This window comes from Pseudomonas sp. PS02290 (assembly GCF_029960075.1).
Taxonomy (GTDB): domain Bacteria; phylum Pseudomonadota; class Gammaproteobacteria; order Pseudomonadales; family Pseudomonadaceae; genus Aquipseudomonas.
Genome location: NZ_JASCOY010000010.1, coordinates 64342 through 89930 on the forward strand (window position 1 = coordinate 64342; position 25589 = coordinate 89930).

Sequence of the window (25589 nt, forward strand, 5' to 3'; positions counted from 1 at the left end):
GGCTACTCGAAGACTTGCTTGAACCGGCGCTCGGCCAGTTTGCTGCAACCCAGAATGATGATCAGATTCGCCAGCAGCAGAAGCATCGCGATGGCCGCACCGAGGGGCCAGTTGAGGGTGCCGAGGAACTCGTCGTATGCCGCCGTGGCCACCACTTTCAGGCGTCGGCCGCCGATGATCGCCGGGGTCGCGAAGGCCGAGGCGGCCAGGGCGAAGACGATGATCGAGCCGGACAGCACGCCGGGCATGATCTGCGGCAGGATGATCCGGCGGAACACCGTCAGCCGCGACGCGCCGAGGGACAGACCCGCCCACTCCACTTGAAGGTCCAGCCGTTGCAGGGTGGCCCAGACCGCAATGACCATGAACGGCACCAGCACGTGGGTCAGGGCGATGACCACGCCGACCTGGGTAAACAGCATTTTCACCGGTTGGTCAGTGATTCCCAGCGCTTGCAGGGCATCATTGATCAGGCCGTTGTTGCCCAGCAGGATTGCCCAGCCCAGGGTCCGCACCACCACGGAGATCAGCAGCGGCCCCAACACCACCAGCAGGAACAGCGAACGCCAGCGCGGCGCCATGCGCGCAATGATGATGGTTTCCGGAATGCCCAACAGCACGCACAACACCGTGACTGCCAGGGCCATGCCGCCGGTGCGCAGGAAGATCTCGTGGAAGTAATCGTCCTTGAACACTTCCAGGTAATTGCCAAGGCTGTAGCTCGGCACCACGCCGTCGGTGTCGCTGAACAGGTTCAACGACAACACGGCGGTCAGCAGCAAGGGCGCCAGCAACAGCGCGATGAACACCAGCAATGCCGGCCCGCTCAGCAGCCACGGCGCCACGCCCACCCGTTCGGCATCATACCTGGCCATGGGTGACCTCCCGGTCCAGCAGGCGCAGGTCGTCATCCGACCAGTCCAGCCCGACCTCACTGCCCTCCTCCGGCGGCGGCGTGCCGAGGTTTGGCAGGGTCATGTGCACCAGGCCCAGGCGACTTTCCACCGCCATCAGCCACAGATTGCCGAGGAACACCCGCAGCCTGACGCGCCCGGAAAACCGCCCGCTGCCCAGCGCCACCAGACGGATTTTCTCCGGGCGGATGTAGACGTTGACGTCATTGCCCAACGCGCGGTCTTCGTGGGGCACATGCATTAGCGTGTCGTGGACTTGCACGTGACAGCATCGGTCGTTGCGCAATTGCACGGCACCGGCGAAGGCATTGGTCTTGCCGAGGAAGGCCGACGCGAAGGGCGAATGCGGCCGCTCGTAGGCTTCGAAGGGCGTGTCGATCTGCACGATGCGGCCCTTCTGCATCACTGCGATGCGGTCGCTCATGGTCATGGCTTCGACCTGATCGTGGGTCACCAGAATGGTGGTGATGCCCAGCTCGCGCTGAATCGCCCGTAATTCGATGTGCATCTCTTCGCGCAGCTTGGCGTCGAGGTTGGACATCGGCTCGTCGAGCAGCAGCAGGTTCGGACGGATCGCCAGTGCGCGGGCAATCGCCACACGCTGGCGCTGACCGCCCGACAAGGCTTTCGGGTAACGCTCACCGAGGCCCGCGAGGCGCACCAGATCCAGCGCTTCGTCGACGCGCTTGCCGCGCTCGGCCTTGGGCACGCCGCGCATTTCCAGGCCGAAGCTGATGTTCTGCGCCACGGTCATGTGCGGAAACAGCGCATAGCTCTGAAAGACGATGCCCAGTCCACGTTGCTCGGGGCGCACGTGGGTGATGTCGCGGCCGTCGAGAACGATGCGGCCTTCGGTGGGCTGCACGAAGCCTGCGATGGATTGCAGCGTGGTGGTCTTGCCGCACCCGGACGGGCCGAGCAAAGCGATGAACTCGCCATGCCGGACCTCCAGGTTCAAACCGTCAATGGCCCTGAACGTGCCGTAGGTCTTGACGATGCCTTCAAGGGTGAGAAATGCCATGGGCGTGCCACGCAGGCGAACCTGCGTCTCCAGAAGGGTGCTCGGGAAGATCGGCGCTTACGTCGATCAGCGAAAGGGATCGGTAGATCCACCGCTATCGCTCGACGGTGCGGTTCCAGCGCGTGGTCCACTCGCTGCGCTGCTGGTTGATGGTTTCCCAATCGACCTTGATCAGCGCGTTGACCTTCTCCGGCCCGTACGGCATGCGCGCCGCGACGTCATCCGGCAGCTTGACGGTCTGGTTCACCGGCGCAAAACCATTCTCCCTCGCCTGGATTTCCTGCACTTCAGGTGACAGCACGTACTGAATGAACGCCTGGGCCAGTTCGGATTGCGCGTTGGGGGTCACGCTGCACGCGGCGACCTGCAGTGCGATGCCGCCTTCCTTCGGGTAGATGAATTTCAGCGGGAAGCCGGTGCCCTGCAACGCCACGGCCCGACCGCTGCCGTATACCGCCATGACGATGTCGCCGTTCTGCATCATCCCGTCCATCTCGCCCGGCGCCGACACCCACGCCAGCACGTTGGGGCCGATTTCATCCTTGAGCGCCTTGAAGCCGGGGTCGATGTTTTTTTCGCTGCCGCCCCTCAGTCGAGCCATTTCCACCAGCGTGTGCAGGCCGTAGGTATTGGTCACCGGCGGCATGCCGAGCAGTTGCTTGAAACGCGGGTCGGTGAGGTTTTCCCAGGAATCCGGTGCCGCCCAGCCGCGTTTCTTGAACGCGTCTTCGTTGTAGCCGATGCCGGTCGCCACCACGCCAATCCCCGTGGCTTCAGGGCTCAGCCGGGCCAGCGGATAAAGGTCCTTGTAGACCGGCGCGTCGCTGAGCTTTTCGCACAGGCCCATCTGCAACGCCTGGTACATCGGGCCGTCGTCCATCATCGCGACGTTGATCTGCTGACGGCCTTTCTGCGCCTGCAGCTTGGCCAGCGTCTCCGTGGAGTTGCCGGCGACGTAGACGACTTTGACGTTGTGCTGTTTTTCGAAGGCCGGGATGACGCGGTTCTTGTACATCTGCTCGGTAGAGCCGCCGACCCCGGCCACGTACAGCGTGGTCTCGGCGAAGGCCGGCGTGCTGCTCATTGCAGCGAGCGTCAGGGCAATAGCCACGGCATTGCGATGGAAGGGACGAAACGGTCGTGCTGCTGAGGGAAGGTCAAGGCTATTCACAGACTATCTCCGAAGTGCGTGGGGCAGATCGAACAATGCGTCAGTCGCTTCGGCGTGAACCGAGGCCGTGCATGCAGCGTGCATGCTCCCGGCGAATCCATCGCGGGGTGGCGCATCTTCAAGTGCGCTATGGGTGGCTGGTTCGAGTATTGCGACCGCCCCTCCATATGGTCAAATACGGATATCCGCCTTAGTTATTCATATTTGATATGGAGCGCGCCGTGAACCTGAGACAGATCGAAGCCTTCCGCAGCGTCATGCGCCTGGGTTCCATGACCGCTGCCGCCGAGGTGCTGTTTACCTCGCAACCCAACATCAGCCGGCTGATAGCCCAACTGGAAATGAGCACCGGGCTGACCCTGTTCAAGCGGGCGGGCGTCAGGCTGATTCCGACCCAGGAGGGTCAGGCGTTTTTTCAAGAGGTCGAGCGGGCCTACGTCGGGCTGGACAGCCTCAAGCTGTCGGCCAAAAACATCCGTAACCTGGGCACGGGGCGCTTGCGGGTGGCGGCGGTGCCGTCGACCGGGCTGAGCATGATTCCCCGGGTGCTGAAGGCGTTTACCGAGTCGCGACCGGAGCTGACGGTTTCCCTGCACGTGAACTCCTCGCCCACCGTCGAGCAATGGGTGAAGTCGCAGTTCTGCGACGTGGGGATTGTGGTGCACCCCGGCGATGTCGACAGTCAGCAGATCGAGTTGCTCAGTGAAGTGGCGGCGGTGTGCGTGCTGCCGGCGGCTCATCCATTGGCGAGCCGGAAAGAGATCACCTTCACCGATCTGGAGGGAGAGACCTTTGTCTCGCTCTGCCACGGTGACGGCACCCGCGCGCTGGTGGACGGTCTGTTCGAGCAGGCGGGCGTGGAGCGGGTCATGACCGTGGAGGCGCAGTACAGCGCGATCAATTGCGAGATGGTGGCACTGGGCATGGGCATCACCCTCGCCCACCCGCTGGTGGCCCGGGATTATCGCCATCGCGATATCGTCATCCGCCCGTTCGTGCCGCAGATCCTCTTCCCCACCTACGTCATGTGGGCCCCGGCCCAGACGCGGACAAAATTGTCCGAAGAGTTCGTTGATACGCTGAAAGCGTTCTACCGGGACATCGTTTTTTAGGGCTGACGGGGATGCTGCTGAATATTAGTTTTGTAGGACCGGCTTCAGCCGTGAAGACGCTAGTGTGAGCAGCACATATTCAGCGGTGTCACATCCGGCGCCTTCCCGGCTAAAGCCAGTCCTACAGCACGACCGCATACCAATAGTGGGACCGGCTCCAGCCGGGAAGACGCTAGTGTGAGCGGCACATATTCAGCGGTGTGACATCCGGCGCCTTCCCGGCTAAAGCCAGTCCTACAGGGTGACCGCATATCCCTAGTAGGACCGGCTTCAGCCGGGAACAGGCCGGTGTGAGCACCCAAGAATGTGCGGGATGCCATCACAAAAAAAGGCCGTGACGCACAACGGCGTCACGGCCTTTCTCACACATCAGTCAAATCAATCGAGACGAAACGCAATCACGCTGTCACCCAACGTGGTACCGAGCGAGCCGTGCCCGCCGGCCGAGATGACGACGTACTGCTTGCCGTCGCTGCCCATGTACGTCGAAGGCGTCGCCTGACCGCCCGCGGGCAGCTCCTTCTCCCAGAGCACGTCACCGGTGTTGATGTCGTACGCGCGGATGAAGTTGTCCGCCGTGGCGCCATGGAACACCACGCCGCCCGCCGTCACCAGCGGACCGCCGTGGGCGACCATGCCCATCGGGAAGCCGATGGGGAAGCGGCCCGGCAGGAAGCTGGTCTTGAGGTTTTGGGTGGTGCCGGTGCGGCGCATCCACTCGGTTTTGCCGGTGGTCAGGTCAACCCCGACCATGCGGCCCCACGGCGGCGCGATGCACGGCACGCCCAGCGCCGAGGCGAACTGCTTGATGCGAATCGCGTAGTCACCGTTGAAGTTCTCGTTCCAGTACGGCGTGCCGTCCTGGGTGAACAGCCGTTTCTCGGCGGTTTCCGGGGTGCGCTTGATCAGGTGATAGGTGTAGGCCAGACGCACCGGCGCGGCGATTAGAATCTGCCGATCCGGGTCGACCGCCACCGAGCCCCAGTTGAACGCCCCGATGTTGCCCGGGAAGATCAGCGACCCCTGCTCGGTACTCGGCGTCCATGGATTGCCGTCGTAGCGCAGCGTGTTGAAGGTCGTGCGGCAGGACATCTGATCGAACGGCGTCAGGCCCCACATCGACTTCTCGCTCAGCGGTTCCGGGATGAAGTTGATCTTCGACACCGGCTGGGTCGGCGCGAAATGCTCGCCCGGCACGCCGCCCTGGGTCGACACCTTGACCTGATCGACCGGGAAAATCGGTTCGCCGGTCAGCCGGTTCAGCACAAAGATGTTGCCCACTTTGGTCGGCAGGAGCAGCGCTGGTTGCTTGCTGCCCTCTTTGCCCACGTCCATCAGCGTCGGCTGCGACGGGTTATCGCGGTCCCACAGGTCGTTGTTCGACGACTGGAATTTCCACTTGAACGCACCGGTGTTCAAGTCCAGGGCCACCAGCGTATCGCGGAATTTTTCCGTGTTGCTGTTCGGGTCGCGGTTGATGCCCAGCTCGTCCGGCGAGGCGTTGCCGAACGGCACAAACACCAGGCCGTTTTTCATGTCGGCGCTCAAGGTGCCCCACGCCACGGGTGTGTCCTGCGGGTAGGTCTGATCGACGGCGATGAGTTGGGTCATCGCCGGGTTGGCCGGATCGAAATTCCACACCAGCGTGCCGGTCACGGCGTTGTAGGCGCGGATCACCCCCGACGGGTTGCCGTCGTTGTAGCCGTTGTCCATCACCGAACCGCCGACGATGACCAGATCACCGGCAATCAGCGGCGCGGCGGTCTGCATCAGCGCGTGGGGGCGGATCTCGCCCATGTTGGCACTGAGATCGACCACGCCGTTGTTGCCGAAATCGCTGCACAGTTTGCCAGTATCGGCGTCGAGGGCTACCAGCTTCGCGTCAGTCGTGGCGGTGAGGATGCGTTTGGCGCACTGGCTCGGCGAGGCCTTGGCCGCAGCCGTTGCGGCCGGCGCGTAGTAGCTGACCCCACGGCAGGTCTGATGCTGCTGCAGGTAGGAGCGGTTTTTCTCCGGTTCCCACTTCCAGTCCAGCTTGCCGGTTTCAGGGTTCAGCGCGTGCACTTCGTTGTGGGCGGTGCAGACATAGACCCGGTTGTTGACCTTCAGCGGCGTGGCTTCGAAGGTGTACTCGCCGGCGTCTTTGGCGGCATCGCGCAGATCGCCGGTATGGTATTCCCACGCCACCGAGAGCTTCTTCACGTTGCCCGCATTGATCTGGTCGAGGCTGGAGAAACGCTGACCGTCGTTGGTGCCGCCGTAAGCGACCCAGTCATTGCCGGCTTCGCCCGTGCTGCGGGTTGCCTGCGGGGTGTCGATCTTGCCCGCCACCGGGTACGGGTCGTAGAACATCACCGCCAGCACGATCAGCATCATCACGCCCACGGTGCCACCCAGAAACGGGTGAAAGCGGCGCGTGTCGCCCGGGTTCTGCGCCTTGTACAGCGGACGCACCACCCACGGCAGCGCCAGCCAGAGACCCAGCAGCGCGAACAGGTCGCCGCGCGGGATCCACTGCCATTTGTCGAAGCCGACCTCGTAGACAATCCAGATCAGAATCCCCCACATCAACAGCGCATACACCGTCAGCGCCGCTTTCCTTTTCAGGATCAGCAGCACCGCCGAAGCCAATACCGCGAGGGCAATCATCGAGTACGCCGCCGAGCCGCCGGCGGCCACCAGTTGCGCACCCATGTACAACAGGGCAATGGCGAAAATCGCCATCACCACCCCAGTCACTCTCAAGATCATTGTTGGTTTTCCGTGTTGGGGCCGGTGATGGCTCCCGTGTGGGAAGTGGGCGAAAGCGGGACGTCCGAGCCGCCCGTCGCAAGCGTTCCTGCGCATATTAGCGCCCACACTGCGCACCCCGGAAAACTTTGTTACAGCTGCGCGAGCGTCTAGCGCAGGGCTTGTGGCGTGCCGGCGCCGTTCAACAACCGCATCTGCTGACGATAATCGTCAGTAACCTGGCGTGCCTGGCTGCTGCTGTTGATGACCCGCGGCGTGATCAACACCAGCAACTCGGTGCGGTCCCTGGACTTGCTGCGATTGCCGAACAGCCAGCCCAGCCCGCGCACCCGGCCCAGGTACGGCACGGCGCTGACGCTCTCGCTGTTGTCCTGCTTGATCAGCCCGCCGAGCAACACGGTCTGCCCGCTTTGCGCAGCAACCTGAGTCGACACCGAGCGCGTCGAGATGCGCGGGTTGCCGTTCACCGTCACGGTGTCGTCGGCGTCGCTGACCTGCTGCTGAATGTCCATGTACACCAGACCGCCCGGGTTGATGCGCGGCACGACGTTCAGAATCACGCCGGTCTGCAAATACTCGACGCTGCTGAGGGTGGTGTCCGAGGTGCCGGTGTTGACGGTGGTCTGGCTGATGGGGATGTTGTCGCCGACCTGAATCTGCGCGTTTTCGTTGTTCATCACCACCAGCGACGGCGCCGACAGCACCTGGGTGCGGCCGTTGGTTTCCAGCGCGTGAATCGCTACCTGCAGGTTGGTGCTGACGAAGGAGTAGAACAGCGAATCGGTCGAACCCAGACCGGCACCGCCTCCCCCCAGCGCACCCTGACTGCCGGCAGTGTTGGCGACGGTGGTGCTGGTGGAATTGCCGGCCAGGCGTCCGAGGTACCACTGAACCCCCTGATCCAGCTCGCCGGTCAGCTTGACTTCGAGAATCCGCGTTTCGATCTGCACTTGCAGCGGCGCGTTGTCCAGACGTTTGATCGCCGCTTCGATCTCTTTCCACTGCGCTGGCCGCGTGCGCACCAGCAGCTGGTTGCTGCTCTTCTGCGCCGAGATGCGGGTGGTCGAGTCCAGCCCTTTCTGCCCGTTGCCCGAGCTGGCAGTGGCCGATGACGTGCTGTCGTCGGAACCGCTGTCGCTGCCGGTGTCCGCGTCTTGCTCCTGCTCGTCGTCCGAGGTCGCTGTGTTCTGAGTCCCGTTCTGGGACATGCCGCCTTGGCCATTGCTGTTCAAACCGGCGCTGCCATTCAATCCGCTACCTGAACCCAGACCGCCAGACGTGCCCCCCGTCAACGATGACATCGAGCGCGTGCGCAAACCCGGCGCGACCTTCGCCGCGCTCTCCTCTTGTACCGCGCCCGTGCCGTAGATCTGCTTGAGGTATTTCGCCAGGTCAGTGGCCTTCATGTTGCGCACGTCGTACACGTACAGCTGCGGCTCGTTGCCGCCGCCCTCATCGATGGTGCGAATCCAGGTGCCTACTTCGTTCAGGTACTCGGGCTGGGACGAAAACGCCACGACCGAGTTGGTCCGCTCGATCGGCAGAAAACGCACCATCCCCGCCAACGGCATGCCGCTGTCCGGCCCGAACAGCTTCTGCAGCTCCGGCATCAGCTCGCTGACCGAGGCCCGTTGCAGGCCGAACACGCCCACCGACATGCCCTTGAGCCAGTCGACGTCGAAGGTGTCGATGGTCTGCTGATAGTTCGCCAGCTCCTCAGCGGTGCCCGCCAGGCTCAGCACATTGCGCGCCGGGTCCACCAGCAGGAACGCGTTCTCCCGGGCGAACGGCTTGAGCAGCTTCTGCATCTCGGTGGCGGAGATGTAGCGCAGCGGGAACAGCCGCGCCGACAACCCGGCAGAGGGCTGGGCCACGGCCATTTCCGGCACCAGTTTGCCGGCAATCGCCTGGCTGGCCGGAAGGATGACGTAGCGATTGCCCTGACGAATCATCGCGTTGTCGGTCCACGACAGCAGGGTCTCCAGAATCGACAGCGCCTGCTGCGGATTGACCGGCCGGGACGTGGAGAAACTCACTTCGCCCTTTACCCCTTGGGCAATGGTGTAGCTCTCGTGAAGCATGTCGCCGAGGATGCTGTTGACCACCGCTTCGATGGGCTGGTTGGCGAAGTTGAAGACGATGTCGCCTTCCGCCGCGCGTGGCGTTGCGGCTGTCGCCGCCGGTGTTTTCACAAAGCGCTGGGTGCCCCTGATGATTTGCCGGGTACCGGTAGTCGCCGTCGAGCTGTCCGCGGGACTGGCTTGTGCCTGGACCGGCATTTGTTCGCTGCGCGGGTCGACCGGCCGGCGTTGGCTTCCGGTTCCGTCCAGCGCCTCGCGGAGCATGCCGTTGTCCGGCTCAAGGGTCGTCGGCGCGGTGGTGCAGCCGCTCAAGGCGACGGCCGCCGCCAGGGACAGTAAGGGCGAGCGCAGCGTCGCGACGGGTTTGGTGCTACGGGCACGGCCGATGTAATGATTACGGGGCAGGTTCATGGAGGTCTTCACGGGAAAGGGAAAGCGGTGGTGAGGTCGACGGCGCAGGCAATCGCAGGCGCCGGACAGTGAGGGTTTCGGTGCGCTCGCCGAGGCCAAACGTGGCGCTCGTCGGGCTGATCGCGCGCAGGGTCCAGCCGTTGGGCAACGGCCCGTTGAGGCGGACTTTCAGCGCCGGACCGGTGGCCGGTTTGATGAATGCCAGCTGCACCGTGCCGTCGAGCAGCACGCCGGTCAGGGTCAGCCCGCTCAGGCTGGACGCTGCCTGATTGGCCGGCTGTTGCAGGTCCGGGCGGCGGTCGACGCTGAACAGCGGGGTTTGCCAGGCGTTGGCCAGACTGGGCGATGCCACGGGCGCTAACACCGGCGTTTTAGCTGCGACCGCCGGGCGATGGTTTGCTTCGGCGGGCAGCCAGTCCGCCGATTGCCAGGTGCCGTTGAGCACCAGAGCAATAAGCACCAGCAGGACAAGGGCGACGGCCATCAGCGCGCGCTCGAGAGTTATCGGGAATCGCATCATGTGGCGGCCTGGGCGGCGCCGGGTTGCTCGGCAGTTGCCTTGGCCGCAACCGGCTGCAAATAGCCGCGAATCAGCAGTTGCACCGCCAGCCGCCCTGCCCCGCCTTTGCCCGGCGCACTGCTGGCGCGGCGCACGCTCATGTGATCGATGAACAGCAACGGCCGCTGATACTCCAGCCCGTGCAACACCGCCATCAACGGCTCGATGGCGCATTCCAGGGTGACGCTGACCTTGACCTGGCGAAACGGCTCGCTGCCGTCCTGCTCCGGGGTGATAGGCATCCGTTGAGTGAGCGTGCAGCCGGCGCCGTTCGCGCCTTGGGCGGTGATGACGTCAGCGACGTGCTGCATGAGATCGGCGGCCACGGCGCTGGGGTCTTCGCCGGTCAACAGGCTCGCGCTGCTGGCCGGGTCCTGCGCGGCGGTTTCCAGCGCTGCGTTCAGGCTGTCGCGCTGTTGCAGCACGCTGGCGTAGCGCTGCTGTTGCGACTTGAGCTGCTCGGTCTCTTCGGCCATGTCCCGCAGCGGGCCGGCGAACCAACTGTCGATGAGCAGCCAGTAGCCTGCGCCGATCACCAGCGCGAGGACGATCAATGCAGCGCCGCGACGTTCACGGGGTGTCAGTGTTCGGCCCATCGGCGACCTCCTGATGCAGGCGTGCGTGCAGGGCAAAGCGTTCTTTGCCGCTGGCGGCGTCGGGCTGGATCACGCCCTGAAACTGCGGATTTTCGAGGCTGCGGCAGTCTTTCAAGCGGCTGATCAGCGCACTGGCACGCACGCTCTGGCCGGAAAACGACACGTCGTCAGCGTCGATTTCGAGCTGCTCCAGCCAGGTGTCATCGGGCAGGCAGGCGGTCAATTCACTCATCAGCGCGGCCATGGTCGGGCGCGCGGCCTTGTGCCGGCTCAGGTAATCGGCGGCGCCGAGGGTGTTGGTCAGTTGCTGACGCAGCTGCTGGACCTGCGCCACCTCGGCTTTCTGGGCTTGCACCGTGGCGCGCATGCCTTGCAGCCGTTGCTGACGATCGTGCAGCCACAGGCCCATCAGCGTCACGAGCAGCACGGCGCATGACCCGCCAAGCACACGACGCCGGTCGATGCCTGCGCGCGGGTTCAATGGACGCGCGGCGTCGGGCAGCAGGTCGATGCCCAGCGGCGTGCCGTCCTCTGCGCAGACGTCCACCCGTTGCGGCGTCAAGCCGAGGGCGGTGCAGTCCGCCAGAATCGCGTTCATGCGCTCGCGGAGGATGGCGATCAGGGTGACTTGCAACCACCCGGCGCTGCGGCCGTCCTGGCGCACCACATAAAGCAACTGGTCGCGGGGACACGGCGTGTATTTGTCCAGCTCATAGCCGACCACGGCGGTGAGATCCCGCGCCGCCGTCGGCAATTGCAGGCGATGGATCATCACCAAAGGGGTCGGCAACATCAGCACTTGCCGGGCGCCGGCCTGCACTTCGGGGCCGGGCATCGTGATCGGCCAGCGATGGGTCTGCACGGGTACCTGGGCGCTGAAGCGATGACGCAAACGCACCGGCACGCAGCTTCGCAATTCCGCGAGCCAGAGCTGCCAGACACGTTGCGCCACGCTGCCCTGCCAGCGCCGTTCAACATTGCCCAGGTAAGCCCGAAGCGGCGCAGGGACTGAAAGGAGTGAATTCATTCTTGCCAACGCAGCACCCGATACGGCTGAGCGTCACCCTCCGATGGGGACAGTAGAACGGTGGTCTGAAGCCGGGCGACAACGCCATCCGGCAGTTGCGCCTGACTGTCGATGCTCAGCACGCTGCCAGGGTCGGTGCCCGTGGCTGTCTCTTGCGGCAGGTTCAAGGCGCTGCGCAGCAACGGCGAGGCGAATGCGGCGTCCGGGCGCGACAGCCCGCTCCACAGCGTCACTTCCGGGGCCATGCGCTGGTAAAGGCGTTGGGTCATGCCCGGGACCTGGCGCAGTTCTTCGATGACCCGCAACGGCGCAGCACTGCCGTCGCGGCGTGCCTGCAACGCCCGGCCCAGGCGGGTCGCCTCGTCGCGATCGGCGCCGCAGGCCTGGGCGACCCGGGTGATGTCCTCGTTGCTGGCCGCATTCAGATCGAGCTTGCCGCGCTCCCTGCTGACGCTGACCACCATCCGCGCGTCGTCGAAGGCCAGCGGCACGGCGCGGCCGTCGGCAATCCAGCGCGGTCGGTGATTCAGGTCCAGCAACGACTGCAACGCCAGGTTCATCCCGGCCTGGGCCGCCAGCAGCGCCTGGGTGTGCTGCCGCTGCCATAACGCCTGTCGGGTTTCCAGCTGCACCCAGCCGGCCAGACCGCCGAGCAACAGGCTCAGCGTCGCCACTGCCCAAAGCACCAGCAACAAGGCCACGCCGCGCTGCCGATTCATTGCGTGGCTCCTGCAGATGCCACAGCGCCGGACGCCCCGCCGGACAGGTCCAGCCGCAGGGCGATGACTTCGCTGGGCCAGTTCACCGGGCCATCCATCTGCACCTCGACGCGCACGGCGCGGGGCAGACGGTTGGGCCATGGCCACTCAGCCAGCCAGCCGGTCGCCTCACCTTTTGGCGTCACGCCGCGATAACTCAAGGACAGGCCTTTCACGCCGTGAAGCAACACCTGGGGCTCACCCCACGCCCGCAGTACGTTGTCCTGAACCTGGGCGAAAGCGATCTGCAAACGACGGTCCGCTTCCGGCCCGGACATCTCCAGGGTGTGCAACTGAATGCCGCCGCCCAGGTTGCCCGGCAAGGTCGCGGCAAACTGCATGCGTTGCGCCGAACCCACAAAGAGCCCTGCGCCGGAATGGTCGTTTTCCGCCAGATCCAGCGGCAGCGCCTGGCTGATGGCCTGACGCAAAAAGCCCTGGGCCGCCCGCCGCTCATCCAGCCGTGAGGTGTAATGATCGGCCTTCACCATCGCCCGATTCGCCCCCACCAGCGCGCCGCCGACCAGTGTCAGCAGCACCGCCAGCAGGCTCAGTACGATCATGATTTCCAGCAGGGTAAAACCCGCTTGTCGTCTGCTCACTGGGCGCCCGCCCTGGAAGGACTGACCAGCCGCAGGGTGCTGAACCGCGCCTCACGCCGGCCTTCGCTGACGATCACATTCACCCGCAACATTCGCGGCTGGCCGGCGTCGGTGGGCAACGCCCAGACGTTCATTGCCCATTCAATGCCATCGTCCATCACGCCGTTGCTCAGCCCCGGTTGCAACACGCCGACGGCCTGATCATCCAGCACCGAACGCGCTGCCTGGCTGAGCCGGTCCTCGCGATCAACCTGCTGTAACGAGCGAGCGCTCTGCCCGAACGCCATCAGCAGCACGCCACTGCACAGGGCCATGACCACCAGCGCGGCGAGCATTTCCAGCAGGGTGAAACCAGCCTGACCGTTGCGAGCCTTCATGGCAGAGCACGGCTCTTGACGCTGCCGGTGAGCCAGCCGATGTCGATGCGCCAGCGCCGCTCACCCTGGAACACCAGCAGATTGCCGCCGCTGGAACTGCCATCCGGGTAGAACGCGACAGCTGCATTCAGATCCGCCGCCGTGTTCAGCTGCACGCCCACTTCAGCCGGCCATTGCTGGGGCCGTTTGCCGGGGGCCTGAAAGGTGCGGCGGTCGAGATCAAATGAAGTCTCCCGAGGCTGCCCGCTGATGATCGCCGCGCTGCGGGTCGTGCGCAGGGCCTGAACCATTTGCCCGAGCAACTGACGGTCCGCGGCCTGCTGCAACCCCTTGTGCAAGCCAAACCCGACCACGCCGATGCCGATGCTCATCAAGACGATGACCACCAGCATCTCCAGCAGGGTAAAACCGCGGCTTGCCCCAGGCGCGTTCATGCTCGCCGATTACTCCCAGTTGCCCAGGTCGGCGTTGTAGCCTTCGCCGCCGGGCTGGCCGTCCTGACCGAAGAAAATCAGGTCGAACGGGCCATGCTGACCCGGAAAGCGATAGCCGAAGGCATGACCGAAGGGGTCCTTCAGGTCCGACGGCTTGGCGTAGGGCCCGGCCCAGCCTGAGGCGTTGGCCGGTTTTTCGACCAGTTGCTGCAGGGTTTTCGGCGGCGAACCCAGGTCCAGGCCGTAGCTTTCGATCTTCATGCTCAGGCTCGCCAACTGCGCCTTGCCGGCGCCGTACTTGCCCTTGTCGACGTTGCCGCCGACCTGACGCACAACGATGGTCGCGACGATGCCCAGCAGCACGATGACCGCGAGCATCTCCAGCAGGGTGAAGCCGCGCTGGCGGCGGGTGACAGCGGTGAACGGCGTGGGGCGCATCGGTCTGGTTCTCTGATTGAAAGGATTCGGGTTTCAGATATTGCTGGTCAGGCTCATCAGCGGCAGCATGATGGCCAGCATGATCACCGCCACCAGCACCGCCATGACCACGGTCAGGCTCGGCACCAGCGCGGCGAGCATGCGGTCGATGCCGCGTTTGGCCTCGACGTCGAACACGTCGGCCACCTTCAGCAACATGGTGTCCAGTTCGCCGGCCTGTTCGCCGACTTCGATCATTTGCAGGGCCAGGTCCGGCAGCAGCGGTTGCTCGCCGAAAGCACTGGCCAGCGTGCCGCCGCCTTTCACCGACTCACTGGCCTGCTCGACCTGTTGCTGCAGCGCGCGGTTGCTGCAGACTTGCCGGGCGATGACCAGCGCCTGCAACAGCGCCACGCCGTTGTTCAGCAAGGTGCCGAGGGTGCGCGCCAACCGGGCCGCTTCGATGCGCTGCAGCAAGGGGCCGATCACACGCATGCGCAACAGACGCCGGTCACGTCGCAAGCGGCGTTGGGGATCGCGGGATCGCAAGGCGATGACCCAGACCAGCGCAATAGTGCCGGCCAGCAGCATCAGCCCGAAGTCACTGAGGAACTGCCCAAGCCAGAGAATCGCCTGGGTGATGAAGGGAATCGGCACGCCGAGGTCGCGAAAGATCGGCACGAATTGCGGCACGACGTACGCGAGCAGCAGCGCCAGGGAACCGAGCACGCCGACCACCAGAAACGCCGGGTAGATCAGCGCGTTGATCACCTCGCCGCGCAGCATCTGGCTGCGCTCCAGGTACTCGCTGAGCTGACGCAGGGTGTTTTCCAGCGCGCCGCCGGCTTCGCCCGCGCGGACCATGCTGATGTACAGCGGGGAGAACTGCCGGCCCTCTTCTTCCAGCGCCACGGACAGCGGCTTGCCGGCCTTGACCTGCTCGCGAATGCGGTCGATCAGCGCGCGGGTCAGAACCTGATTCCGGGACTGGCCGGGTTGGCGCAACAGAATGGTCAGCGAACGTTCCAGCGGCTGGCCGGCGCCGAGCAGGGTCGCCAGTTGCTGGGTGAAGCTCATCAGCGCGGCGCCGCCCAATGCGCCGCGGCCGAGGGCCTGACGCAGACCGCCCAGACTCGACGGGTCGACCTGCAGGACCATCAAGCCGCGCTTGTGCAGCAAGGCGATGGCAGCGTCACGGTCGGCGGCGTCCAGCAGGCCATTGTGTTCAGCGCCCTGACCGTCCAGCGCGCGGTATTTGAACGGCGTCATGTCATTCGCCTCGGGTCACGCGCAGGACTTCTTCCAGCGAGGTAATTCCCGCCACCGCCTGACGCAAGCCCTCCTCATGCAACGTGCGCAACCCGGCGCGCCGCGCGGCCTGCTCCAGGGTCGAGGCATCGGCGCGGCTCATCAGCAGGCTGCGCAGTTCTTCGTTCATCACCAGCAGTTCAGTGATTGCACTGCGGCCGCGATAACCGCCGCCGGGCGCATCGCTGCGCGGGCGGTACAAAAGAATCGGACGCTGGTCGGTGAAGCGCTCCAGGTCGTGTTCGTCGATCAGCGCCTGGGGGGCTTCGAAGGCTTCGCGGGTGTGCGGGTCGAGGCGGCGCACCAGGCGCTGGGCGAGAATGCCGTTGACCGTCGAGGCGATGAGGTAGCTCTCGACGCCCATGTCCAGCAAGCGCGTGATACTTGCCGCCGCGTTGTTGGTGTGCAGCGTCGACAGCACCAGGTGCCCGGTCAGCGAAGACTGAATGGCGATGCGGCAGGTTTCCAGATCGCGCATTTCACCGATCATGATCACGTCCGGGTCCTGGCGGACGATGGAGCGCAGCGCCCCGGCGAAGTCCAGACCGATGGCCGGTTTGACCTGAATCTGATTGATCCCTTCGAGCTGGTATTCCACCGGGTCTTCGACGGTGATGATCTTGCGTTCGGCCGTGTTGAGCCGCGACAGCGCGGTGTACAGCGTGGTGGTTTTGCCGGAGCCAGTCGGCCCGGTCACCAGCAGAATGCCGTGGGGCCGCTCGAGCACCGCCAGAAAGGCATCCAGCCGCTCGCCGTCGAACCCGAGGCTGGGGAAATCGAAATTGATGGTCTGCCGATCGAGCAGGCGCATCACCACCGATTCGCCAAAACTGGTGGGGACGGTGCTCACCCGCAGGTCCAGCTCCTTGCCCTGAATCCGCAGCATGATCCGGCCGTCCTGGGGCAAGCGCCGTTCGGCGATGTCGAGGCGCGCCATGATTTTCAGCCGGGAGATCACCGCTGCCGAAGAACTGGACGGCGGCGCTTCGGCTTCGTGGAGCACGCCGTCGATGCGATACCGCACTTTCAGCTGGCTCTCGAACGGCTCGATGTGAATGTCCGAGGCCCGTTGCTCGACGGCCCGCTGCAGGATCAGGTTGACCAGCCGGATCACCGGCGCTTCGGAGGCAAGGTCCTTCAAGTGCTCGATGTCTTCGGGCGAGCCGTTGTGGTCGTCGAGGGATTCGATCAGCGTGCCGATGGCGCTGCGGCCCTGGCCGTAATAGCGCTCGATCAGGGTGTCGACGTCATTGCGCGAACCGATCGACAGCCACACCGGCACCTGACAGCAATAGGCGATGGCTTCGAAGGCGTATTGCTCGCATGGGTTCGCGGAGGCGACGTGCAGACCGTCTTCGCGCCACGCCAGGGGCACCACCTGGAAATGCCGCATGAAGCGCTCGGTCAGGGCCGGTAAGGGATCAAGCATGTCGGCCGCGGCGTCGAGCGTCAGGAGTGGTGTCTGCAGCAGCGCCGCCCAGGCCCGGGCCATCTCGGTTTCCGAGACCAGCCCCAGGCGGGTCAGTAAGGCCAGCAGCCCGGCCCCTTCGGATTCGGCCATCAGGCGCCGCGCCCGCTCCAGATCAGCAGCCTTCAGCCCGGCGTTCGCCGACAGCCATGCGCAGACCTGCTCGGCGTCCGGAATCTGCAACTGTCTGGCGTCGAGCGGGTTTAGGCGCATGGCGGTTATGGGTCTGGATGATGGATTAACTAATGAATACGGCGGCTATTAAATAACGCCCACGCGTTATAAGCCGTGGATGATTCATCCAACGGCCTTCAATCGGCTTGCGTATAACTTGCGTACTTTTTAGTTGAATATAAATAAACGACTGAATGCTATTAACCGCCATAGCTGGCGACTGTGTATCGGCAACTAAGGCGGCTATGCAGTCGTCTGAATGGTCGAGGATTACTCAGCGCGGAGAGAGCTTATCAGCAAGCTAAACCTAATAGCAATTAGGTTTTCAACATAGCAATATAAATCACGTTTATCCGTGATTCTTAGCAATTAATCGCCACTTAAATCGATTAAATGAGGATTCTATTGCGGTAAATTGTGATTCATAGTCTGCCACCCAGTACTCTGTCCTGCTCGGGAACCCTCTTGAACGCGCCTTTTCGATCACCGCTCGTCTAATTTAAAAATAATCTTGCAAACCCTGAACTAATCAGTAGATTCCGCAGACTTAACGTTCGTCCTGTTCTCACGGGGCGGGTTTGCGCGTTCCTATATTTTCCACACCCCATCAATCGAGAAACAATCGATGAATAGACCCATGCTGTCTGTTTGCAGCGTCGTGCTTTTCGGCGCCTGCAGTTTTGCTGCTGTTGCGGCGGACTCCACGACCACCCAAACAACGAACTTGGCAGAAACACTTCGCGTAAATGTTGAGAAACAGCGCGACCAGTTGTCCGGCGTCGACAAGGTTGCCGTGCCGACCACCCAAACCTCTTCCGCCATGCTCGATGCGCCGGTCGACACCGGTGACGCGCCGGTTCTGGTGCAGAAGCCATGACCGACCCACGCACCCCGCCGTCCGGCCACCGTCAGCGACCAGTGAGCGCATTCCCGATGTCAGCCTTCAAACACACCCTGGCCTTGAGCCTGCTGTCCCTTGGCGTGCTGCAAGCCAACCTGGCACTGGCGGCGGTCACGCCTGCCACCGGCAACGCCGTCGAAGCCCGGGTCAGTTCGATCCTCGACAACATGAATCAGTCCGAGAAGATCAACTTCACCCGCGTCAACGACGGCCACATGATCCCGTCTTTGCTCAAATGGGGCATCAAAGGCACCGTCGCCTATGACTCCTCCATGGGCGTACACGTCAACAACGCCACCTTTGGCGCGCAGTACCCGTCGCAGTCCGCCCTCGCGGCGACCTGGAGCATCAACCGCGCCAAGGAATTCGGTCTGGCGATTGCCTACGAGACGCGGATCTCCGGCGGTCAGCAAATGCTCTCCCCCGGCGTCAACCTGTACCGCACGCCGTACAACGGGCGCTCGGCGGAATACGCCAGCGGTGAAGACCCGTTCATCGGCGCCGTACTGGCGCCGGCCGTGGTCAACGGCATTCAGGCTCAGGGCATTCAGGCGAGCGGCAAGCACTACCTGGCCAACGAACAGGAAGCCAACCGTCAGGCCGTCAACGTGGTGGTCGACGAGCGTACTCTGCGCGAGCTATACCTGCCGGGCTTCGAGTCGATGGTGAAGAACGCCAACGTCGCGTCGATCATGTGTGGCTTCAACAAGATCAACGGCGATTACGCCTGTGAAAACCATCACCTGATCACTGACGTGCTCAAGGGTGAATGGGGTTATCAGGGCACCGTGATCAGTGACTTCAACGCAATCCATGACGCGTTCAAAGGCGCCTGGGCCGGCACCGACATCGACATGCCGTCGGGCCTGCAATTCACCGAAGCCAACCTGATGCCGTACGTGTGGAGCGGCCAGTTGAGCCAGAACGTCATCGACGACAAGGTCAAACGCAACCTGCGCGCCATCGTCAGCTACGACTTCCAGGAAAACCTCAACACCGCCAAGACCCTGGACCACCCCGAGTACGGCCAGCGCGCATCGCTGAACACGGCGCGTGAGTCGATCGTGCTGCTGCGCAACGAGAACACGGCGGCCGGCAAACCGCTGCTGCCGCTGGCGCGCGACGCGAAGATCGCGGTCATCGGTGACTGGGCCTATCAGGCGCCTGCGTCGCCGTTCGGCACCGCCAACTCGCCGCCCAACAGCTACGTCACCGAGCTGAGCGGTCTGCAGCAACTGGCGTCCAGCAGCGCCAACGTCACCTACCTGTCCGAGCTGAGCTTGAACCCTAAAGCCTCGGCCTGGTATCAGCCTGCGGTTGGCAGCAATAACGTCAACAACGCCGGCGTGAAGGCAGAGTACTTCTCCAACACCAGCTTCTCCGGCAGTCCGGCCGTGACCCGCGTTGAACCCGGCGTGAACCTCAACTGGACCACCGGCACCAACGAAACCAACGCCGGCACCACCGCGGTGTCCGGTTTCAGCCCGACCCCAGGCGCGTTTTCGGCGCGTTACACGGCCACCATCAAGCCGACCGTTTCCGGCGCCCAGGTGTTCAAGGTCCGTGCGGACGGCCCGTACAAACTCTGGGTCAATGATGAGCTGGTCCTGCAGAGCGACGGTGCGCCGTACTCTGCCGACGTGGTCAACGCGCTGACGACATCGGGCAAAACCGCCGCACTGGTGGCTGGCAAGTCGTACTCGGTGAAGCTTGAGTACCAACGCATTCAGGGCAACTTCATCCCGGCACTGGGTGGCGTGACTGGCGTGCAGATGAGCTGGGCCGCGCTGCGTCCACCGAAGGACCTGTCGAAGTACGACGCGGTCGTCATCGCAACAGGTTCCAACTACGAGCACGAAGGCGAAGGTTCCGACCACGGTTTCGAGCTGCCTGACCAGCAAGCAGAGCTGATCAGCTTTGTCACCAAAGCCAACCCCAACACCATCGTGGTCATGCACGGCGGCGGTTCGATGGACATGCAGCCCTGGGCCAACAAGGTCGGCGCATCGCTGCAAGCCTGGTTCCCGGGTCAGCAAGGCGGCCAGGCCCTGGCCGAGATTCTGTTCGGCAAGGTCAACCCGTCGGGCAAGCTGCCGATCACCATTGACAAGAAGATCGAGGACAACCCGAGCTACGCGTCGTACCCGGATCCGGCTGCCTACCGTGGCGACAATGCGCTGACCGAAATGACCTACAGCGAAGGCCTGTACATGGGTTATCGCGGTTATGACAAGAAGCACGCCAAGCCGCTGTATCCGTTCGGCTACGGCCTGTCCTACACCACGTTCGGTTACAGCGACCTGAAGCTGTCGACCAACGTCATGGCGCCGGGCAGCACCGTCGATGTCACTTTCAAAGTGACCAACACCGGTGACAAGGCCGGCTTCGAAGTGGCCCAGCTGTACGTCCACCCGAACAACCCGGCGGTCGACCGTCCCGAGAAGGAGCTGAAGGGCTTCACCAAGGTTTACCTGCAACCGGGTGAAAGCAAGACCGTGAGCATCCCGATCGATTCGCGCTCCCTGGCGTACTACGTCGAGAAGACCGACAGCTGGGATGTCGACGCCGGCAAGTTCAAGATCCTGGTAGGGCCGGACTCCGAAGACCTGCCGCTGGATCGCACGTTGATCACGCTGTTCCCGGAACACCTGACCACCCGCGACAGCAACCCGCTGCCGCTGCCACTGCGCAAGGCAGTGCAGGTCAGCGCTTCGCAAACCTACTGAGTGGGTAACCCGGTCGGCGTTCCGGTCGGGGTTCAAACAGTCACTTCAAGCTCAGGGACGAGCTTGAAGGTCGGCTTTCAAACGGCGCAGATAGCCCTCGAAGACGGCCATCACGTCGACATCTTCCGGGGCCCTGAGCCACTGGATCTGCACACCGTCCATGACCGAAAAAATCTCCTGAGCGAGCGCCTTCACGTCGATGTCCGGCCGCACCTCTCCCGCCTCGATCAACGCCTGCAGATGCCCCCGCGCATGTTCGTGGGTGATGTGAAAGCGCGTCTTGTACCAATCGAAGGCAGGATGGGCCTCTGACAGGCTTTCCGTGTTGAGCACCATCGCCGCCTGGCATTCGGCCGCGTCCTGGACGCTGAAGCTCATGCTCATCCGCACGAATTTGATGAACCCTTCCAGCGTCATCTCCATGGTCAGTTCACTGAACCGCGACACCACCCGCTGATCCCGACGCTCCAGTAGCGCATTGAGCAGCGCTTCCTTGTTCGGAAAGTGATGCAGCAGGCCGACGGTGGTGATGCCGGCGAGCTGCGCGACGTCCTTCATCGACGCACTGGAGTAACCATTGCGGGCGAAGATCAGCGTCGCCGCATCGAGCAAGGCGGCGCGACGCATTTCACCCTTGGGCGCACGGCGGCGTTTCGGCGAGGCCACCTCGGGCGAGTCATTCCCTGATTCGTCGTCTGTCATAACACCTTGTCTCGTTGATTCGGATAAAGCCTGACAGAGCCCGGCATTGGCCTGCTCACGCCACGGCTTGGGCGGCGCCCCGCCGCTGAAAAAACCGTCTGGCGGTCAGGGACGCGATTGTAATCGAAGTCACGGCGATCAATGCGTTACCGGTCAGCATGGCCGGGAACGCACCGGCCGCGCCGAACAAAGAAATCCCGCCCAGTACGAACGGCACCGTCCCCAGCGTCGCCCGCAGCCAGGCGAACAGCGCCACCAGCCACGGCCGGCCCAGGGTGACGAACATCGCGATGGCGACGAAATCCAGCCCGATCAGCGCCCACAGGCCGCCGCCGACGTGGCAGAACGCAAGAAAGATCGCCCGACCGGTGCCTTCCAGTTGATAGGTGTCCGCCAGCGGATTCGCCGCCAGCAACAGCACGGCCCAGACCAACAGACCGTAGACGATCACCAGCTTGCGGCTGAAGCCAATGGCCCTGGCCACACGAGCGTGTCGATGGGCGCCGATGTTCTGCCCCAGCACCGGCGCGAGGGCGCTGGGCAGGGAAAAGAACACGCAGTAGGCGAACTGCATGACCCGGTCCATCACCGACATCGCCGCCAGCGCCGATGTGCCATAGGCGCCGATCGACGAAACCAGATAGGTCAGGCCCACGGGCGTCGCCAGATTGCCGACCATCGCCGGCAAACCGACCTGCATGACCTTGCGCGTGTGCAGACGCAGCAGTCGCCAGCGGATGGAAAACGGCATCGCCAGGCGCGTCCGCAGCCAGTAAATGCCCAGGCCCAGGGACACCAGCGCCGACAGCGCATAGGAAATCCCCGCGCCCTCAAGCCCGAGGCCAAAACCGAAGATGAACAGTGGATCGGCCAGGGCGAGGGTCGCCGCGCCCGAAAGCACCACGCACAGGGCGCGGCGGCTGTCGCCGGCGGTTCGCAGGATCTGCGCCGCCATTTGCATGGCCGATTGCAGCACGCTGAACGGCAGGGTCAGCCAGATGAAAATCCGCGCGGCTTCGTAGGTGCTGGCGTCCGCGCCGAGCCAGCGAGTAAGCGGCACCAACAGCGCCAGTTGCAACGCCGCCGCCGCGCCCGACGCGATCACCACCATCAGCATCAGGTGAGTGACCAGCCGCGAAGACGCTTTCGAGGCGCGATGACCGATCCGCTCGGACAACACCGTGGCGGCGGCGATGATCAGCCCGCTGGACACCGCGCTGTTAAGGAAGATCAGCACCTTCGCCACCCCGGTCGCCGCGAGCAGCATCGGATCGTGGAGCATCGACACGTACAGCAGGGTAAAGATGTCCACCAGGAACACCGCGAGCAGGCTCAACGCGCTGGTGCTCGACATCACCATGACGTGCCGGGCCACCGAGCCTTCGGTGAAAACAGCGCGCGGGTGAGTCATGAACCCTCCAGAAATGAACAGTGGCCGGGTGCGGCAGCGGGTGTGATGGAAGAGGTGCTGCCGGGACAGCGCGGGCACTTTATACGTTTGTATCCGCCGCTGCCGCACTTCTCGCATCCAGCAGCGCGTGGAAGTCCGACGTGGTCAGGGGATGACTCAGAAAATACCCCTGACCTTCCTCGCACTGCACTGCCTTCAGCAATGCCAGATGCTCGGCGGTTTCAATGCCCTCGGCCGTGACCGTCAGTGAAAGCGCCCGGCCCAGCCCGACAATGGCCTGCACAATGGAGCGGTCGCCTTCGCTTTCACTGAGGCGGGTCAGGAAGCTGCGGTCGATCTTCAGCCCGTCGAAGGGGAACGTGCGCAGGTAACTCAACGACGAATAACCGGTGCCGAAGTCATCCATGGCGATGCGCACCCCCAGCTGCTTCAGCGTCTGCATGACGTCCAGCGCGCCTACAGCGTCCTCGATCATCACCCCTTCGGTGATCTCCAGTTCGACCCGCGACGGCTCGATCCCGGTGGCTTTGAGGGCGAACTGAATGCGCGCCGGCAGGTTGCCGCGCTTGAATTCGGCAGGCGACAGGTTGATGGAAATGAACAGGTGTTTCGGCCAGCGCGCTGCTTCACTGCATGCCTGGGTCATGACCCAATCGCTCAGGGGGATGATCAGCCCGCTTTCTTCGGCGATGGGAATGAAGGTGTCCGGCGGAATCAGGCCGCGCTGGGGATGCTGCCAACGCACCAGCGCTTCGGCGCCGACCATCTTGCCATCGGAAATGCGAAAGCGTGGCTGGAAATGCAGACGCAGTTCGTTGTGTTTGATCGCATAGCGCAGGTCGCTCTCAAGACGCCTGCGCTCGATGATTTTGGCGTTCATGTCGCCGGCATAAAACCGCCAGGTGCCGCGACCGCTGGCCTTGGCCTCATACAGCGCGATATCGGCGTAGCGCAGCAGCTCGGCCGCCTCGCGTGCATCGGTGGGTGCCATGGCGATGCCGATGCTGGCGCTGACGAATATTTCCTGGTCGTCGATCTGCACCGGGCGTTCGATGGACTCGATCAGTCGCCGGCACAGCGATTCGACTTCGTCCTGGGTCTGGGCGTCGCTGAGGATCAGCACGAATTCGTCGCCGCCCACCCGCGCAACCAGATCGCCATGGCGCACGCAGTCGGACAGCCGACTGGACACGTCATTGAGCACGCGGTCGCCGGCGGCGTGGCCGAGCAGGTCGTTCACCGGCTTGAAGCGGTCCAGGTCGATGCTCAGCATCACCAGTGGCTGGTCAAGGGTCGGCAACGCTTTCAGTTTGCCGTCCAGAAACTCCTGCAAGCGGACCCGATTGGGCAGCCCGGTCAGGGCGTCGTGCTGGGAGAGAAACTCGATGCGCCGACGGGCTTCCACTTCTTCGGTGACATCGGTGGCCGTGCCACGGAATCCACCCGCCGTCATAGAACGCGCCGACAGACGACTGATGCGCTCGCGGCCGCAGGTCTCCAGGTAGCGGCACTGAATGGTGATGTCAGGGCGACGGTTGGGGATCGCCAGCCACTGGGACACCTGGCCGAGCTCGGTCTGCAGCAGGTCGTCCATCAGTGCCCCGATCCACTGCGAGCGGTGCAGGCCGGTGACGCTTTCGAAACGGTCAGAGAGGTAGGTGAACCGCCCTTCGCTGTCGATTTCCCAGACCCAGTCCGAGCTGGCTTCGACCACGTCACGAAAGCGCGCTTCACTGGTGGCGAGGGCGCTTTCGCTTTTTTGCAGGGACGCGTAACTGTCATCAAGGGAGCGCGCCGCGGCGGTGGTGCGACGCAAGATCGCCCAGGTCATCAGGCACACCAGCGCGGCGGCCAGGCCAATCAGCGGCAAACCGAGGGCCAGCAATCGCTGGCCAGGCTTGGGTGGTGTCCAGTGCAAGGCGCCGGCGACACCGCCCTCGCCCAGCGGAAAGATCGAGACCTGGTCGCGCTCGTCGGCCGTTGCAACGTGCAACCCCTCTACGCCGTATTCCTTGCCCAGAACGGCCAGCTTGGCGTCGTCCAGCACATCGATGAAGATCAACACCGAGGGCGTCCGGCCATCAGGAACGACGCTTGGATCGGTGCCGGGGGTGATGGCGGCTGCAGCGACCAGCGCGGGTGTGCCATTCAAGTCAATGAAAGCGGTAACCGGGGTTTCTGTCTCGGCGCCCTCCCGGGCCTTGGCCAGCAACGCGTCCTTGGCAGGGCCCAGCCACGGCTCGGCATCGACCTTTTCCAGTTGCCCTTCCACCACGGCATACACCGTGCGGCCGGTGTCATCGATGACGAACACGCCCTGGAATCCGAAATCGCTGAATAGCGTCGGCCCGATGTTCTGACGGACAAAAGCCCAGTCGGGGTCGACACTCAGGTGCAGGTAACGGTAGGCATCGCCCCAGAACGCATAATCCTTGGTCGTGACGGTCAGCGTTTTTTGAAGCGAGCGCACCGCCTTGTCGGTGTAGAAAGCGCTCTCGATCTCCTCGGTGTGATCGAGGTCATGGGCGAGGAACGCCAACAGGTAAGCGGCCAGCAGAAACACGCCTGCCAGCAGGAACACAAATTTGAACAACGAGCCCCGCGCCAAAGCAACGGTCGAGGGGCTGGCGGATTTGATGACATCGGGGGTGGGCTGGTTTGGCATGGT

At 63.7% G+C, this 25589-nt stretch carries 21 protein-coding genes; 3 read left to right on the forward strand and 18 right to left on the reverse strand.

Translation table 11 applies throughout. The features are described 5' to 3' along the window. Positions 1–2: 2 nt before the first annotated feature. From QMX88_RS07790 to QMX88_RS07800, 3 genes are all read right to left on the reverse strand, one after another. A complete protein-coding gene (locus tag QMX88_RS07790) occupies positions 3–875 on the reverse strand; it encodes an ABC transporter permease (RefSeq protein ID WP_065990802.1) in 873 nt (290 codons plus the stop codon). Next, on the reverse strand, positions 862–1935 hold the full coding sequence (locus QMX88_RS07795) for an ABC transporter ATP-binding protein (protein ID WP_282367916.1): 1074 nt from the start codon (positions 1933–1935) through the stop codon (positions 862–864). Before QMX88_RS07795 ends, QMX88_RS07790 begins: the two co-directional genes overlap by 14 nt. 94 nt (positions 1936–2029) lie before the next feature. Continuing rightward, a complete protein-coding gene (locus QMX88_RS07800) occupies positions 2030–3106 on the reverse strand; it encodes an ABC transporter substrate-binding protein (RefSeq protein WP_282367917.1) in 1077 nt (358 codons plus the stop codon). Positions 3107–3327: 221 nt separating this feature from the next. On the opposite strand from QMX88_RS07800, the gene QMX88_RS07805 reads away from it, so the two are divergent. Then, entirely contained in the window at positions 3328–4218 is an 891-nt protein-coding gene (locus QMX88_RS07805; protein ID WP_282367918.1) for a LysR substrate-binding domain-containing protein, read from the forward strand. A gap of 378 nt (positions 4219–4596) precedes the next feature. Here the strand turns inward: QMX88_RS07805 and QMX88_RS07810 are convergent, their stop codons facing one another. From QMX88_RS07810 to gspE, 12 genes are all read right to left on the reverse strand, one after another. Next, complete coding sequence (locus tag QMX88_RS07810) at positions 4597–6969, reverse strand: membrane-bound PQQ-dependent dehydrogenase, glucose/quinate/shikimate family (protein WP_282367919.1); 2373 nt, start codon at positions 6967–6969, stop codon at positions 4597–4599. 149 nt (positions 6970–7118) lie between these two features. Beyond that, the gene (gene gspD / locus QMX88_RS07815) at positions 7119–9461 is read right to left on the reverse strand and encodes a type II secretion system secretin GspD (RefSeq protein WP_282367921.1); all 2343 of its coding nucleotides are present in this window, start codon (positions 9459–9461) and stop codon (positions 7119–7121) included. Continuing rightward, positions 9445–9945, reverse strand: coding sequence for a general secretion pathway protein GspN (locus tag QMX88_RS07820; protein ID WP_282367923.1), 501 nt, complete (start codon positions 9943–9945; stop codon positions 9445–9447). The genes gspD and QMX88_RS07820 overlap by 17 nt, the downstream gene beginning before the upstream one ends. 32 nt (positions 9946–9977) lie before the next feature. Continuing rightward, positions 9978–10616, reverse strand: a complete 639-nt coding sequence (gene gspM, locus QMX88_RS07825) for a type II secretion system protein GspM (protein ID WP_282367925.1) — start codon at positions 10614–10616, stop codon at positions 9978–9980. After that, complete coding sequence (locus QMX88_RS07830; protein WP_282367927.1) at positions 10591–11643, reverse strand: PilN domain-containing protein; 1053 nt, start codon at positions 11641–11643, stop codon at positions 10591–10593. The genes gspM and QMX88_RS07830 overlap by 26 nt, the downstream gene beginning before the upstream one ends. Next, positions 11640–12362, reverse strand: a complete 723-nt coding sequence (locus tag QMX88_RS07835; RefSeq protein WP_282367930.1) for a general secretion pathway protein GspK — start codon at positions 12360–12362, stop codon at positions 11640–11642. The genes QMX88_RS07830 and QMX88_RS07835 overlap by 4 nt, the downstream gene beginning before the upstream one ends. After that, entirely contained in the window at positions 12359–13003 is a 645-nt protein-coding gene (locus tag QMX88_RS07840; RefSeq protein ID WP_282367932.1) for a prepilin-type N-terminal cleavage/methylation domain-containing protein, read from the reverse strand. The genes QMX88_RS07835 and QMX88_RS07840 overlap by 4 nt, the downstream gene beginning before the upstream one ends. Then, on the reverse strand, positions 13000–13380 hold the full coding sequence (locus QMX88_RS07845) for a type II secretion system protein (RefSeq protein ID WP_192173866.1): 381 nt from the start codon (positions 13378–13380) through the stop codon (positions 13000–13002). Before QMX88_RS07845 ends, QMX88_RS07840 begins: the two co-directional genes overlap by 4 nt. Beyond that, a complete protein-coding gene (locus QMX88_RS07850; RefSeq protein ID WP_282367936.1) occupies positions 13377–13814 on the reverse strand; it encodes a GspH/FimT family pseudopilin in 438 nt (145 codons plus the stop codon). The genes QMX88_RS07845 and QMX88_RS07850 overlap by 4 nt, the downstream gene beginning before the upstream one ends. Before the next feature lie 9 nt (positions 13815–13823). Next, complete coding sequence (gspG, locus tag QMX88_RS07855) at positions 13824–14252, reverse strand: type II secretion system major pseudopilin GspG (RefSeq protein WP_282367938.1); 429 nt, start codon at positions 14250–14252, stop codon at positions 13824–13826. 33 nt (positions 14253–14285) lie between these two features. Next, entirely contained in the window at positions 14286–15500 is a 1215-nt protein-coding gene (gspF, locus tag QMX88_RS07860; RefSeq protein WP_282367940.1) for a type II secretion system inner membrane protein GspF, read from the reverse strand. A 1-nt stretch (position 15501) separates the two neighbouring features. Then, complete coding sequence (gene gspE / locus QMX88_RS07865) at positions 15502–17220, reverse strand: type II secretion system ATPase GspE (RefSeq protein ID WP_282367944.1); 1719 nt, start codon at positions 17218–17220, stop codon at positions 15502–15504. A gap of 598 nt (positions 17221–17818) precedes the next feature. Between gspE and QMX88_RS07870 the strand changes: the two genes are divergently transcribed. Both QMX88_RS07870 and QMX88_RS07875 read left to right on the forward strand, forming a co-directional pair. Continuing rightward, entirely contained in the window at positions 17819–18058 is a 240-nt protein-coding gene (locus QMX88_RS07870; protein WP_282367946.1) for a hypothetical protein, read from the forward strand. A 56-nt stretch (positions 18059–18114) separates the two neighbouring features. Continuing rightward, positions 18115–20808 (forward strand): beta-glucosidase, encoded by a 2694-nt coding sequence (locus QMX88_RS07875; protein ID WP_282367991.1) that lies wholly within the window; start codon positions 18115–18117, stop codon positions 20806–20808. Positions 20809–20859: 51 nt separating this feature from the next. Here the strand turns inward: QMX88_RS07875 and QMX88_RS07880 are convergent, their stop codons facing one another. From QMX88_RS07880 to QMX88_RS07890, 3 genes are all read right to left on the reverse strand, one after another. Then, positions 20860–21510 (reverse strand): TetR/AcrR family transcriptional regulator, encoded by a 651-nt coding sequence (locus QMX88_RS07880; protein ID WP_272631967.1) that lies wholly within the window; start codon positions 21508–21510, stop codon positions 20860–20862. 55 nt (positions 21511–21565) lie between these two features. After that, positions 21566–22921, reverse strand: coding sequence for an MATE family efflux transporter (locus QMX88_RS07885; RefSeq protein WP_282367955.1), 1356 nt, complete (start codon positions 22919–22921; stop codon positions 21566–21568). A gap of 79 nt (positions 22922–23000) precedes the next feature. Beyond that, positions 23001–25586 carry a bifunctional diguanylate cyclase/phosphodiesterase gene (locus tag QMX88_RS07890; protein WP_282367957.1) on the reverse strand — a complete coding sequence of 862 codons (2586 nt, stop codon included), beginning with the start codon at positions 25584–25586 and terminating at the stop codon, positions 23001–23003. Positions 25587–25589: the final 3 nt, after the last annotated feature.

Bases quoted from the DNA above. Each gene is read 5' to 3' on its own strand.
- QMX88_RS07790 (WP_065990802.1), bottom strand. From the start codon at position 875: ATGGCCAGGTATGATGCCGAACGGGTGGGCGTGGCGCCGTGGCTGCTG.
- QMX88_RS07795 (WP_282367916.1), bottom strand. From the start codon at position 1,935: ATGGCATTTCTCACCCTTGAAGGCATCGTCAAGACCTACGGCACGTTC.
- QMX88_RS07810 (WP_282367919.1), bottom strand. From the start codon at position 6,969: ATGATCTTGAGAGTGACTGGGGTGGTGATGGCGATTTTCGCCATTGCC.
- gspD (WP_282367921.1), bottom strand. From the start codon at position 9,461: ATGAACCTGCCCCGTAATCATTACATCGGCCGTGCCCGTAGCACCAAA.
- QMX88_RS07820 (WP_282367923.1), bottom strand. From the start codon at position 9,945: ATGGCCGTCGCCCTTGTCCTGCTGGTGCTTATTGCTCTGGTGCTCAAC.
- gspM (WP_282367925.1), bottom strand. From the start codon at position 10,616: ATGGGCCGAACACTGACACCCCGTGAACGTCGCGGCGCTGCATTGATC.
- QMX88_RS07830 (WP_282367927.1), bottom strand. From the start codon at position 11,643: ATGAATTCACTCCTTTCAGTCCCTGCGCCGCTTCGGGCTTACCTGGGC.
- QMX88_RS07835 (WP_282367930.1), bottom strand. From the start codon at position 12,362: ATGAATCGGCAGCGCGGCGTGGCCTTGTTGCTGGTGCTTTGGGCAGTG.
- QMX88_RS07845 (WP_192173866.1), bottom strand. From the start codon at position 13,380: ATGAAGGCTCGCAACGGTCAGGCTGGTTTCACCCTGCTGGAAATGCTC.
- QMX88_RS07850 (WP_282367936.1), bottom strand. From the start codon at position 13,814: ATGAACGCGCCTGGGGCAAGCCGCGGTTTTACCCTGCTGGAGATGCTG.
- gspG (WP_282367938.1), bottom strand. From the start codon at position 14,252: ATGCGCCCCACGCCGTTCACCGCTGTCACCCGCCGCCAGCGCGGCTTC.
- gspF (WP_282367940.1), bottom strand. From the start codon at position 15,500: ATGACGCCGTTCAAATACCGCGCGCTGGACGGTCAGGGCGCTGAACAC.
- gspE (WP_282367944.1), bottom strand. From the start codon at position 17,220: ATGCGCCTAAACCCGCTCGACGCCAGACAGTTGCAGATTCCGGACGCC.
- QMX88_RS07870 (WP_282367946.1), top strand. From the start codon at position 17,819: ATGCTGTCTGTTTGCAGCGTCGTGCTTTTCGGCGCCTGCAGTTTTGCT.
- QMX88_RS07875 (WP_282367991.1), top strand. From the start codon at position 18,115: ATGTCAGCCTTCAAACACACCCTGGCCTTGAGCCTGCTGTCCCTTGGC.
- QMX88_RS07880 (WP_272631967.1), bottom strand. From the start codon at position 21,510: ATGACAGACGACGAATCAGGGAATGACTCGCCCGAGGTGGCCTCGCCG.
- QMX88_RS07885 (WP_282367955.1), bottom strand. From the start codon at position 22,921: ATGACTCACCCGCGCGCTGTTTTCACCGAAGGCTCGGTGGCCCGGCAC.
- QMX88_RS07890 (WP_282367957.1), bottom strand. From the start codon at position 25,586: ATGCCAAACCAGCCCACCCCCGATGTCATCAAATCCGCCAGCCCCTCG.